The following is an 11,554-nucleotide window of genomic DNA, read 5'->3' as shown; positions in this document are numbered from 1 at the left end:
CAGCTGCTGGATGCCGCCGGGCTGGAGACGGCGATCATGCACCCCGGCCCGATGAACCGCGGCCTGGAGATCTCCTCCGAGGCCGCCGACTCGCCGCGCTCGAGCCGGTCCTGCTGCTGTCGTCGATCTCCGTCACGCCCCCATTGTGCCCCGCCCGCGCGGCGCCGGGCGAACCGCCCCGGGCGCCGGGGCCGGTTCGCCCGCCCCGGCGTGATCAGCGCCCCAACCGGCTCGCGACCGCCGGTGCGCCAGGCGCTGCCGTAGTGGTGATCGGGCCGCTTCGCCCGCCGCAGCACGGAGGCGCGGACGGGGGCGGGCAGGTGCGCCTGCCGGTCGGCCGCCCTCCTGGCCAGGGTCGCAACCTCGGCCGAGTCCTCGTCCGCGGACTTCGTCGCCGTGCTCGTCCCCGCGGCATTCGTGGAGCTCCCGGCCGACGGCGACGTCGAGTCGACGGCCACGTCTCCCACGCGCGCGGTGGCGGGCCTGCGGGCTCGGCGCTTCACGGAGCCCGCCTTGACCCATCCTCCGCTGGGCTTGAAGGTGCCGCGCGGCTGGACCTCGAGCTCCTGCCCGACTCCGAGGCCCGTGAGGATTACTGTGCCGATCTCGCCCATGACCATGGCATTCATGGCGACCAGCGCGGCCAGACGGACGAAGAGCGTCAGGAACCAGAGCTCGCCCTGCTTCTCCTCTCCCAGCGCAGCATGGGCTCGCCGTTGCCGGACCTGCTGCCGTCCGGGACGTGGCTCCTCGGGCAGCCGTCGGCGCAGGTCCTCGGCCTGGCCCCACCAGCTCAGCCCCCGGCGGCCTCCGCTGATCTGCGCCCAGGCATCCAGCCCGGCCTGACTGCGCGGGTCGTGCTGCGAGCGATCCGGTGCAGGCTCCCCGGCCCCAACGCCCTTGACGGCGGTGTCCGGCGCAGGGGGAGCAGTCGGCGGTGCGTCATGAGGCGCGTCCTCGACGGGGGCGCCCCACCCGGGCATGCCAGGTTCGGCATCACCACCGGTCGCGTCCGCCTCGTCGCCTGGCGGGGGCTCGGTCTCGCCCTGGTCCGGGGTCTCCTGGAACAGGTCCTGGGGCGCGTCGTCCTCATCGCCCGAGACAGCTCCCCAGCCGTCGTCCCCGGGGGTCGCCCCAGCTCTCGGCGTCCTCGGAGACCTCGAGGATCTCGTGCAGCGTGGGAGTCGACACGGTGCTCCTGGTCCGGTGGTCCACAGCGATCGGATCCTGCCGCGAGGCCCGCGCGCAGCGCCGCCCTCGGACGGCACGCTGATCTGCCCGTCGGGCTGCAGGCACCGCGAATATGTCAGGGCGGCCTGCGACGGCACGGCCCTTCCTCGCCCGGGCCGCCGCAGGTGAGCATCAGGGGCGCGGACGGTCGCGGGCCTGCACCGAAGACGTGCCCACCCTCCTTCCAGCCCGTTTCGCGGCTACTCTGGGAGACGTATATCGATGACGACGACGTCCTACGAGTACTCGACGGTGAGGAACCCCAGTGGCAGATCAGACCACCACCCAGTCCGCCCCCGACCGCAACCTGGCGCTCGAGCTGGTCCGCGTGACCGAGGCGGCGGCGATCGCCGCAGGCCACTGGGTCGGCGCCGGTGACAAGAACAGCGCGGACGGCGCGGCTGTCGATGCCATGCGCTCGTTCCTGTCCACCGTCGACTTCAACGGCACCGTCGTGATCGGCGAGGGGGAGAAGGACGAGGCCCCCATGCTCTTCAACGGCGAGCAGGTCGGCGAGGGCACCGGCCCCGCCAGCGACATCGCCGTGGACCCGATCGACGGCACCCGCCTGACCGCCCTGGGCATGAACAACGCCCTGTCCGTGATCGCCGTCGCCGACGGCGGCGCCATGTTCGACCCCTCCGCGGTGTTCTACATGGAGAAGCTCGTGGTGGGCCCGGAGGCCGCCGACTTCGTGGATCTGCGCCTGCCGGTCAAGCAGAACCTCCACCTGGTCGCCCGCGCCAAGGGCGTGCCCGTCAATCAGCTGACCGTCTGCGTCCTGGATCGCCCGCGCCACGAGGGCCTGGTCGATGAGATCCGGGCCACCGGCGCCCGCACGCGCATGATCCTCGACGGCGACGTCGCAGGCGCGATCGCCGCCTGCCGCGCCGGCACCGGCGTGGACGTCATGATGGGCACCGGCGGGACCCCGGAGGGCATCGTGACCGCCTGCGCGATCAAGGCCACCGGCGGCGTCATCCAGGGCCGCCTGGCCCCCATCGACGACGACGAGCGCCAGCGCGCGATCGACGCCGGCCACGACCTGGACCGCGTCCTGACCACCGATGACCTGGTGACCACGGACAACTGCTTCTTCGCGGCCACCGGCATCACCGACGGCGACCTGCTGCGCGGTGTGCGCTACCGCGGCGACCGCATCTCCACCCAGTCCATCGTCATGCGCTCGCGCTCCGGCACGGTCCGCGTGGTCGAGGCCGAGCACGTGGCCGAGAAGTGGTCCAAGTACTCCCGCTGAGACCTTCCGCTCGAGGCCTCGTGAGGCTCGACACCACGGGGCCCGGACCGCTGGGTCCGGGCCCCGTGGCCTTAGAATGTGCTCGATCTCAGCCCCTGGCGTGCCGTGTCACACGAGCGCTTCAGGCACCGCCCACCAGCAGCGGCGCTGCAGCGCCCTGAGGGCACGCCCATCGCCCACGCCGCTAAGGAGTCCCCCCATCGTGGCTCTGTCCGTCACCTCCTCCCAGAACCAGAAGACCTGGGACGCCACCGTCCGCGTGACCGGAGGCCATCCCCTGCAGCTGTGGGGGATCGGCGAGTCCCAGGCCGCGGCGGAGCCCGGTCTGAAGCTGGATCGGGTGGTGGTCCGCGATGAGACCGATCGGATGGTCGGCTACGGGCAGCTGCAGATCCGCCGCGAGAACGTGGGCCGCGACGGCAAGGCGCTGCTGGTGGCCGAGTGCCTCAACGTGCACTCCAACCGGGCCAGCACCATCCCCGTCCTGCTGGATGCGCTGGCCGAGCACGCCGCCGAGCAGTGGGACGCCGCTCTGTTCAGCGTCGAGCTCGACGCCCCCGGCAGCCCCGAGCTGGTGGCAGAACTGCGCGAGCACGGCTGGCAGCGCACCGGCGAGACCCCCGAGGCCGACGACGGCCCCCGACGCCTGCGGGTGAACCTGGGCCGCAGCGAGTCCGATCTGTCCTCGCGGCTGTCCGAGTCCACACTCGACCGGTGCCGCTCCGGGCTGAGGGTCTCGGACGTCGCGGTCCGCGAGATCACGACCGGCTCCGGGGACCTGCGGGCGGCCGGGCTGCGGACGGAGCAGATCGGCCGGCTGCTGCGCGAGCTCGGCCAGGACTCCCTGCTGCTCGTGGCCACCCAGGAGCGCGAGGGCGAGGAGCCCGCCGCCCTGGGCTACCTCTGGTTCGTGCACACGGTCGGGCAGGCCATGCTCTACCGGGTCGGCTTCACCCGCACCGCACGAGAGATGGGCATCGACGATGCCCTGCTGCTCACTGGTGCGGTCGAGCTGCAGAAGCGCGGTGTCCAGCGCCTCGACGGCGGCGATGCCGCCGACCCCGAGGTCCCCACCGTGGTGCGCGAGCTCGCCGATGTGCAGCGCACGATCCTGGGTCCGTGGCGCAAGCCGCTGGGCGCGGAGACCATGGCCGCCGCTGACGAGATCCAGCGTGGGGCCGCAGCGGAGAAGCCCGGGAAGAAGGCCGACAAGCCCGGCAAGCGCCGTCGCGGGCTGTTCCGCTGGGCCCGGTCCCAGAAGCCCGAGCAGGTCGAGGCCGAGCCGCAGGCCCCGGTGTCGCCCGAGCCGGAGCGGACCGTGGCCATGGACGCCGACGCCGCGGCCGATCGAGCCGCTGCCGAGCGCCGCCGCGACGTCCGCCGACAGATCAGCTCCGACCTGGGGGTCGAGGTCACCGACCAGACTCCGGCGGTCACGGCCATCGGCGGGTCGGCCCCCGACTCCGCAGGTGCGGAGGCAGGGGCGGCCGATCACAGCGGCGCTGTCCGTGCCGCTGATCAGGATCGCAGCACTGGCAGCCGCAGCCCCAAGGCCGGGGGCAAGGCCGAGCGAAAGCGGGCCAAGGCCCGCAAGCGCCAGGAGGCCGAGGCCCAGTCCGAGAGGGCGGGCACCCCGGACGGGAAGCAGCCCGGCAGCCCGGCAGCGACCGGCGAGGAGGCGAGCACCGGTGCTGATGCTGCCGAACCTGCGACCGCGATGACCGCAGCCCGCAGGGAGGCCGAGGCAGGCCCCGCCGAGGACGCGGCCGCCGAGCCCGCGACCCAGCCGTCGCAGGACGCGCGGCCGGCCCACGAGCAGCCGGCCGAGGCGGCCACCGCCGCGGCCGTCGAGGAGGCCCCGGTGCGTCCCGTCGACGTGGACGTCCAGGCCGCCCGTCGCGAGCGCGAGTTCAAGGCAGAGCAGCGTCGCGCGGAGCGGGTCGCGCAGAAGGCCGAAGACCTCGAGGTCCAGCAGAAGCCCAAGCGAGAGCCGATCGGCAAGCGCCTGCGCCGCGAGGCCGGCGGAGCCATCCGCGACGCCATGGGGCGCTGACGGCCCCGGCCGAGCAGAGCATGACCAGAGGCCCCGAGCGCATCAGCGCTCGGGGCCTCTGTCCTGTGCCGCGTCACCGGCTCAGCGGCCGAAGCGCCCCCGCAGCCGATCGCGGATCGACGAGGCGCGCTGGGCGGCCGCGGCGGGTGCGCGCTTGAGGGACGAGGGCCCCTCCTCGCGCAGCGTGCTCAGGGCGGCGCGGCCGTCGGTGCGGGCAGCGCCGAGGCCCTCGCGCAGTGCGCGGGCGGTCGTGTACGTCGCGTAGCCGCCCTTGGAGACCGGCAGATCCCAGGTCCCGGGGTACTCGACGGGGCTGCCGCCGAAGGCCTTCTTGAACCGGGTGAAGCCGAACCACTCGTGCTCCGGGCCTGCGTCGTCCGGGGCGGTTCCGAACAGATCGAACGTGCTCAGCCCCTTCTCCTTCGCATCCAGGATCATCCGCACGACCAGGGGGATGCCCGCGGAGAGCTTCCGGTGCTCCACATCCATGGAGGCGTGCGCGTAGGTGCGGGTGTCGTCGGAGTCGTAGACCAGGGAGGCCCCGATCGGCTCGCCCTCCAGGCGAGCGATGTAGAGCACCGCAGCTCCCTGCGGCATGAGGACCTCGGCGGCGGTGCGCAGGTAGTCGTCGTGCTGGCGGTTGAAGCCCTTGCGCTCGGCGGTCTGCTCCAGGAACCGCAGCAGCACGGAGACCGTCTCGGGCTCCGTGTGGGCGGTGAACGTCACGCCCTTCTTGTGGATGTTGCGGTGCAGGTTGCGGTTGGTGGACTTCATGTCCCTGAGGATCGCGTCCTCGTCCTGCGTGAGGTCGATCAGCTGCGTGTGCCCCGGCTGCAGGTGTCTGGGGGAGGGGCGGAAGCCGCGCCGGCGCATGGCTCGGTCCTTGGACTCGGCACCGGTCTGGATGACGGCGAAGGCCGGCTCGACCCGCACGAACCAGCAGCCATGCTCCTGCGCCGCCCGGCGCAGGGAGGCCATGGCGGCCTCGAACGACTCGACGGAGTCGGCGATCGGCCCGTACGGCGCGTAGAGGTAGCGCCCGGTGCGTCCGCCCTCGACGGTGGCCTGCCAGGACCATCCCTGTCCGGATTCCTGGAGGACGGTGTGGCCCAGGGCGCGCTGGAAGTCCGCCCACGGCTGGGTCTGCAGAATATTCGTCACGCCGCCACTGTACCGGCCGAGACCACGGGCCCGGTCCGTGCCGGCGGGCGGCTCGGACCGGGCCCGTGAGGCCTGCGGGCGGGTCGGATCAGGGCACCGAGCAGGTGCCGTTGGGCGAGAGCTCGGGCGTGTCTCCGGAGGAGCCCTGGCCGTCGTCGGTGGTCTGGCCGGGCACCGTGACGAGGCTCGCGGAGCCCAGGGGGCCCGCACCGCCGACCGCCCCGGAGGCCTGCGGATCCTCGCCCTGTGCGGACTCCAGCATCTCCTGCACATCCGCGTGGAGCTGGTCGTAGTCCGGGTAGGTGGGGAACAGCTCGTCGTAGTAGGGCGGGCCGGCCGCATAGGTCACGAACTCGTGCTCCTTGGCCTTCACCGCCAGGTCCACGAACGAGCCCAGCGACGACTGCGGGATGTCCGTCTCGACCACCTGAGTGCCGGCGGCGGCCAGCTCCTCGAACTGGGTGACGACGTTCGCGGGATTGAGCTGATCCAGCATGGCCGCCTGGACGCAGCGCTGGCGGGCCTGCCGGTCGTAGTCCGAGGCCCCCTCGCGGGAGCGGGCGTACCAGAGGGCGTGATAGCCGTCGAGCTTCTGGACCCCGGGCTCGATGTAGCCCAGGACCTCGTTGGGTTCGCCCGTGCGGGAGTTCGTGCCGCCGCCCATCGGGACCTGGCCGCCGACGTCGATCGTGATGCCGCCCAGGGCGTCGATGAGCTGCTCGAAGCCGTGCATGTCGATCATGGCGTAGCCCTGGACCTCGATGCCCAGCACGCCGGTGGCCGCATCCTTCATGGCCTCCACGCCAGGATCCTCGACGTCATCGCCGTAGATGTCCTGGTGGTTCTGCATGACGTCCGTGTAGACGGCGTTGAGCAGGCACTCGTCGCCGCAGTTGTAGCCCTCCGGGTAGATCTCGTGCATGGGCGAGTCCTCCGGGAAGGGCACGTTCTGCAGGTTGCGCGGCAGCGAGATCGTGGCGGTCTGGCCGGAATCGGCGTCGATGCTCAGCACCGTCATGGAGTCGGGGCGCAGGCCCACCCGGTCTTCGCCGGCGTCGGCGCCCATGAGCAGGATGTTGTACCGCCCGTCGACGGGGCTGAACGGCATGCCGCCGGCGAAGATCTCGCCGACCGTTCCGCGGGTGACGTTGAGCAGGTGCGCGGAGTAGAGCAGCCCGCCGGAGGTCACGAACAGCAGCGCTGCCAGCCCGGCGCAGGCCAGGACCCTGGGGCGGGTCTCGAGCAGGCCGGGGCGGATCAGCCGCAGCGTGTCCAGGAAGAGCAGGCCCCACCAGATCGCGGCGAGCACCAGGGCGAAGGCGATGATCCGGCCCGAGAAGCCGTTGGTCAGCAGGAACACCAGGGGGTTGCGCCACACCAGCGCCAAGAGCAGCGCGATGACCAGCACCGCCCAGCACATGATGGTGATGGGCAGGGCGATGCGGCCCAGTCGGCGGTTGCCCGCAGCGATCTGCGCCGATCCCGGGAAGACGAGCGTGCCCAGGATCAGCAGCCAGGCGCGCCAGGTGCGTCGGCCGGAGGAGACGAACGACGGCTCCCGCAGGGCCCGAGCCCAGGACGCTGTGCCGTCGCGGCTGCTCAGGGCCGCTTCGGAGGAGATCTCGGCGGCGATGTCCCGGTCCTGCGGCTCGGGAAGCCCCTCGTGCTCGGGGCCCTCCTCCAGAGCGTCGCGGTCCAGGAGGTCTCCCTCCGTCCAGGCCCGCCGCGCCGGGGGCTCGGGAGCATGGGCTCGGGGCGTGCTGTCTCGGGGCGGTCGATCCTCTGCCGGGCCCTGATCGGCGGGGAGGCCGCGCTCGGGTGCCTCGTCGGTCCACTCGTCCTCGGCCCAGTGGCGACCGGCGGGGCGCCTGGTCTCCATCGGCTCCTCCGTCCGGCGGGCGCCGGGGGTCTCAGTGCCAGAGCGCTGGACGGAGGAGTCCTCGGGACGGGCCCGGCCATCGGAGACCGGCTCTTGACGAGGGGCTCGGGAGGCGTCGATGCGTCGCCGGCGGGGGTCGCGGGGAAGCTGAGGTCCGGTCACGGTGTCACTCGCTGGATCTGGGAGGCGGGGAAGATGCCCCTGGTGGGGAAGCGGCCGGGACCGGAGCAGCGGTCCTCGGCGGGGTCACTGGGACAGACGGCGACGCAGCGCGCGTCCCTTGTCCTGAGCGGAGGCGTTGAGGTCGGCGGCGAAGGAGTTGAGGTCGCGGCGCAGCTGGCGGGCGCGGTCGTCGGTGCCGGAGGCCAGGATGCGAGCCGCCAGCAGGCCGGCGTTGCGGGCGCCTCCGATCGAGACGGTCGCCACCGGGACACCGGCGGGCATCTGCACGATGGACAGCAGCGAGTCGAGGCCGTCGAGCGTCTTCAGCGGCACGGGCACGCCGATCACCGGCAGCGGCGTGGTCGCGGCGATCATCCCGGGCAGGTGGGCTGCGCCTCCGGCGCCGGCGATGATCACGCGCAGCCCGCGCATCTCCGCCGAGGAGCCGTAGTCGAGCATCTCGGAGGGCATGCGGTGCGCCGAGACCACATCGACCTCGCAGGAGATGCCGAGCTCGTCGAGGACCTGGGCGGCGGCCTCCATGACGGACCAGTCCGAGTCCGATCCCATGATGACGCCGACATCGGGAAGCGCTTGGCTCACTGCACACTCCTGGAACTCGGGCCCGAGGCGGGGCCCTGGTCTGCTGGGGCGGCGCCGAGGGGCGCCGGTTGCGGATCAGCGCACACGGTACTCGCGAACCCTGGACGGGACGTGGAGATCGACGGACGGCGCCCCTGAGGAGGCGCTGCCGTCTCGGAGAGCCGTGCCCCGGAGCTCTCAGCGGCCGTCGCGCACCACAGCCGCTGCCGCCGAGGCCAGGGCGCGGACCTCGGCGGTCACGGAGCCGTCCGCCGGGTCCTCGCGCCGGGACAGAGCATTGACGTGCCCGACCTTGCGCCCAGGCTTCACGGACTTGCCGTAGAGGTGGATCTTGGCGCGCGGATGCTCGGACATCGCCTGGGTGAGGCCCGCGAAGAGGTTCGGCTGCTCGCCGCCCAGGATGTTCTTCATCACGGCGACGGACGCAAGGGGCTCGGGCGATCCCAGGGGCAGGTCCAGCACGGCGCGCAGGTGCTGCTCGAACTGCCCCGTCACGGCGCCGTCCATGGACCAGTGCCCGGAGTTGTGCGGGCGCATGGCCAGCTCGTTGACGAGCAGTCTGCCGTCGCGGGTCTGGAACAGCTCGACAGCCATCACACCGGTCACATCCAGCTGCTCCGACAGCTCCAGGGCGATGCGCTGGGCGGTCGCGATCTCGTCCGGGGCCAGGTTCGGGGCGGGGCTGATGACCTCGTCGCACACGCCGTCGACCTGGATCGACTCGACCACCGGCCAGCAGCGCTGCTCGCCGCTGCGGCGCCGTGCCACCTGAGCGGAGAGCTCACGGGCGAAGTCGACGGCCTCCTCCGCCAGCAGCGGGGACTCGGCGCGGCCGAACCATTCGGCGGCCGCGCCGGTGCGGACCTCGTCCTCCGAGCGGACCACCAGCACGCCCTTGCCGTCGTAGCCGCCCCGCGGCGTCTTGAGGATCACGGGCCACCGGCCGTCGGCGAAGGCCACGAGGTCCTCGGCGTCCGAGACCTCGGCCCAGCGCGGGTTCGGCAGGCCCAGGCGCTCGACGGCCCGGCGCATCACGATCTTGTCCTGGGCGTGGATCAGGGCGTGGGGGCGGGGCTCGACGACGACGCCGTCGGCCAGCAGCGCCTCCAGGTGGGCGTTCGGAACGTGCTCGTGATCGAAGGTCAGCGCGTCCAGGCCCTGGGCGAAGGCGCGCAGGGCCTCGAGGTCATCTCCTGGGCCCACCTGATGGGAGGCCGCGGCCGGAACGGCCCCGGCATCCTGCGACTCCGCCAGCACCCGCAGCTCGATGCCCAGCTCAGTGGCGGCCGGGCCCATCATGCGGGCGAGCTGGCCTCCGCCGACCACGCCGATCACGGGTCCGGTGGGGGAGAAGCGCCGGGAGTCGGCTGCGGGATCGGGGCTCTGGCTGCTGTCGTCGTTCATCACATTCCCAGGGTAGTCGAGGGCCGGGTTCGTTCCCCGTCAGGTTCGCAGTAGTACACTTCTGCAGGCCCTCGTTCCGTTCCGATGCGCGCGACCCGTGCAGCTGCGGGGCCGTCTCGAATCCGGAGTCCTCACGCCATGACCGTTCGCTTCAAAGCCCTCTGGCACCTGTTCATCGCGGAGCTGATGAAGTTCGGGACCGTCGGCGGGCTCGCCTTCCTGGTCAATGCCGGCGTCGTCGCTCTGCTCATGGCCACCGTCTTCCAGGACGGCGGCCACCTCAAGGCGAAGGCGATCGCCACGGTCGTGGCCACCCTGTTCTCCTGGCTGGCCAACCGCTACTGGACCTTCAAGGACAAGCGACAGGCGGACACCAAGCGGGAGGCCTGGCAGTTCCTGGTCGCCAATGTGATCGGCCTGGCCATCGAGCTCTCGTGCATCGGCGTGAGCTACTACGTCCTGGGCCTGACCAGCGGCACGGCCTCATTCATCTCCGGCACGATCATCGGCACCGTCCTGGGCACCGTCTTCCGGTACCTGGCCTACCGCTTCTGGGTCTACGCCAAGCCGCTGGACAGCGAGCCGGGCTTCGCTCCCTCGACCGCCTCGGAGATGGTCGCGATCACGGGCAGCCTCCCGGTCGTGGGGCAGGACCGGGCTCGTCGCCGCACCGGCAGCACCGCCCACGGGACCCCGGGCGCCCCGGAGCCGGCCATGGGCGATGACCGGCAGGGCCCGGAGGCCGAGGCATCGGATCTCAGCACCAGGTGAGTCCCACGCGCTCGGCGGCCAGATCCCGCTGCAGCGCCTCATCCCGAGGGCGGTCGCTGAGCACTGCTGTGCCCTCAGCGGCCCAGATCGCCAGCAGTCCCACCAGAGCATCGCGATCCCAGCCGTCGACGGCCACGTGCACCACTGGGGCGGAGCCCAGCTCGGCGGCCCGGGCCTCGGCCTGGTCCCGCAGCTCGGCGAAGCTCAGAGACCCGCCGCTCGTCTTGAGGGCGGCATCCGCGTCTGCGGGCCGGCTGGCCCCCGACCACCGGTCGCCGTGGGAGCGGATCTCGGCGCAGTAGTCGATGTCCCCGGGCTCGAGCACCGAGTCATCCGGCAGTCGCATGGCCAGCGCCGGGTAGGCCAGGATCAGACGATCCTCGGCCTCCGCCACAGCCGCTGCCGCTGATCCTTCGGGCGAGGGGAGCGCATCGGCTGCCGCGCCGGTGCGATCGAGCAGAGCGCTGAGCCGGACGTCGCCGACCGTGGGCTCCAGCACCACGCAGGCCCCGGTGCGCCAGGCCGCTGCGGCCAGCACCAGCGTGCGCCAGTGCAGCGCGGGATCCAGGACCACGCGGTCGCCGGGCATCAGGCCCAGATCATCCACCAGGAGGTTCGCGGTCTTGGCGATCCAGTTCTCGCTCACCCGACCGGACAGCTCGACCCGGCCTCCATCGGAGCCGTACCAGACCACGGCCGGAGTGGGGCGCTGGGCCAGCCGGGTCAGCAGACCGGTGATCTCGGCATCCGGTCGGCGTGCATCGGTGCGATCGTCCATGGTGATCCTCTCGACGGGGCTTGGACAGGGCGGTCTGGCGGGGAGGCGAAGGCAGATCCTGAGTGTGCCGCTGCGGGCATCATTCGAGGTCAGAACGGGGCTCGACGGGGCGTCAGGGGCCTGCGCGCACGGGATCCCCGCTTGACGCAGGACACTTACACACGTGTAATTAAGGCTCCGAGCAGGTGATCTCCCACTGAGGGGAGCTGATCTGCTTCCCCCGCACAGTCTTCGCCGCGATCCTACGGCTCGCGC

General features: G+C 72.1%; 8 protein-coding genes and 1 pseudogene. 4 read left to right on the top strand and 5 right to left on the bottom strand.

Translation table 11 applies throughout. From position 1 onward, the window contains the following. The 3 genes and pseudogenes from FFS25_RS11990 to FFS25_RS11980 form a co-directional block, all read left to right on the top strand. A pseudogene (locus FFS25_RS11990) lies at positions 1-105 on the top strand (aspartate carbamoyltransferase); the annotation flags it as partial. 1,390 nt (positions 106-1,495) lie between these two features. Beyond that, complete coding sequence (gene glpX, locus FFS25_RS11985) at positions 1,496-2,488, top strand: class II fructose-bisphosphatase (protein ID WP_006213404.1); 993 nt, start codon at positions 1,496-1,498, stop codon at positions 2,486-2,488. A gap of 202 nt (positions 2,489-2,690) precedes the next feature. Then, positions 2,691-4,541, top strand: coding sequence for a hypothetical protein (locus FFS25_RS11980; RefSeq protein WP_058871770.1), 1,851 nt, complete (start codon positions 2,691-2,693; stop codon positions 4,539-4,541). 81 nt (positions 4,542-4,622) lie between these two features. Here the strand turns inward: FFS25_RS11980 and FFS25_RS11975 are convergent, their stop codons facing one another. The 4 genes from FFS25_RS11975 to FFS25_RS11960 all read right to left on the bottom strand — a co-directional run bounded on the left by FFS25_RS11975 (position 4,623) and on the right by FFS25_RS11960 (position 9,750). Next, positions 4,623-5,702 (bottom strand): lipid II:glycine glycyltransferase FemX, encoded by a 1,080-nt coding sequence (locus tag FFS25_RS11975; protein ID WP_058871769.1) that lies wholly within the window; start codon positions 5,700-5,702, stop codon positions 4,623-4,625. Positions 5,703-5,790: 88 nt separating this feature from the next. Continuing rightward, a complete protein-coding gene (locus FFS25_RS11970) occupies positions 5,791-7,581 on the bottom strand; it encodes an LCP family protein (RefSeq protein WP_058871768.1) in 1,791 nt (596 codons plus the stop codon). 246 nt (positions 7,582-7,827) lie between these two features. After that, complete coding sequence (gene purE, locus FFS25_RS11965; protein WP_053448307.1) at positions 7,828-8,313, bottom strand: 5-(carboxyamino)imidazole ribonucleotide mutase; 486 nt, start codon at positions 8,311-8,313, stop codon at positions 7,828-7,830. A gap of 210 nt (positions 8,314-8,523) precedes the next feature. Continuing rightward, positions 8,524-9,750, bottom strand: coding sequence for a 5-(carboxyamino)imidazole ribonucleotide synthase (locus FFS25_RS11960; protein WP_058871767.1), 1,227 nt, complete (start codon positions 9,748-9,750; stop codon positions 8,524-8,526). Positions 9,751-9,888: 138 nt separating this feature from the next. Between FFS25_RS11960 and FFS25_RS11955 the strand changes: the two genes are divergently transcribed. Then, positions 9,889-10,521 (top strand): GtrA family protein, encoded by a 633-nt coding sequence (locus FFS25_RS11955; protein ID WP_058871766.1) that lies wholly within the window; start codon positions 9,889-9,891, stop codon positions 10,519-10,521. Here the strand turns inward: FFS25_RS11955 and FFS25_RS11950 are convergent. Further along, positions 10,508-11,299, bottom strand: coding sequence for a TIGR03089 family protein (locus tag FFS25_RS11950; protein ID WP_137803073.1), 792 nt, complete (start codon positions 11,297-11,299; stop codon positions 10,508-10,510). The two genes, FFS25_RS11955 and FFS25_RS11950, sit on opposite strands and share 14 nt — an antisense overlap. Positions 11,300-11,554: the final 255 nt, after the last annotated feature.

Origin of the sequence: Kocuria sp. 2SI (genome assembly GCF_005502825.1) — a bacterium.
Lineage (GTDB): Bacteria > Actinomycetota > Actinomycetes > Actinomycetales > Micrococcaceae > Kocuria > Kocuria palustris.
This window is presented reverse-complemented; position numbering and strand designations above follow the sequence as displayed.

What these genes read in the sequence shown, in the direction of transcription:
- FFS25_RS11970 (WP_058871768.1), bottom strand. Translation starts at nt 7,581, where the DNA reads ATGGAGACCAGGCGCCCCGCCGGTCGCCACTGGGCCGAGGACGAGTGG.
- purE (WP_053448307.1), bottom strand. Translation starts at nt 8,313, where the DNA reads ATGGGATCGGACTCGGACTGGTCCGTCATGGAGGCCGCCGCCCAGGTC.
- FFS25_RS11960 (WP_058871767.1), bottom strand. Translation starts at nt 9,750, where the DNA reads ATGAACGACGACAGCAGCCAGAGCCCCGATCCCGCAGCCGACTCCCGG.
- FFS25_RS11955 (WP_058871766.1), top strand. Translation starts at nt 9,889, where the DNA reads ATGACCGTTCGCTTCAAAGCCCTCTGGCACCTGTTCATCGCGGAGCTG.
- FFS25_RS11950 (WP_137803073.1), bottom strand. Translation starts at nt 11,299, where the DNA reads ATGGACGATCGCACCGATGCACGCCGACCGGATGCCGAGATCACCGGT.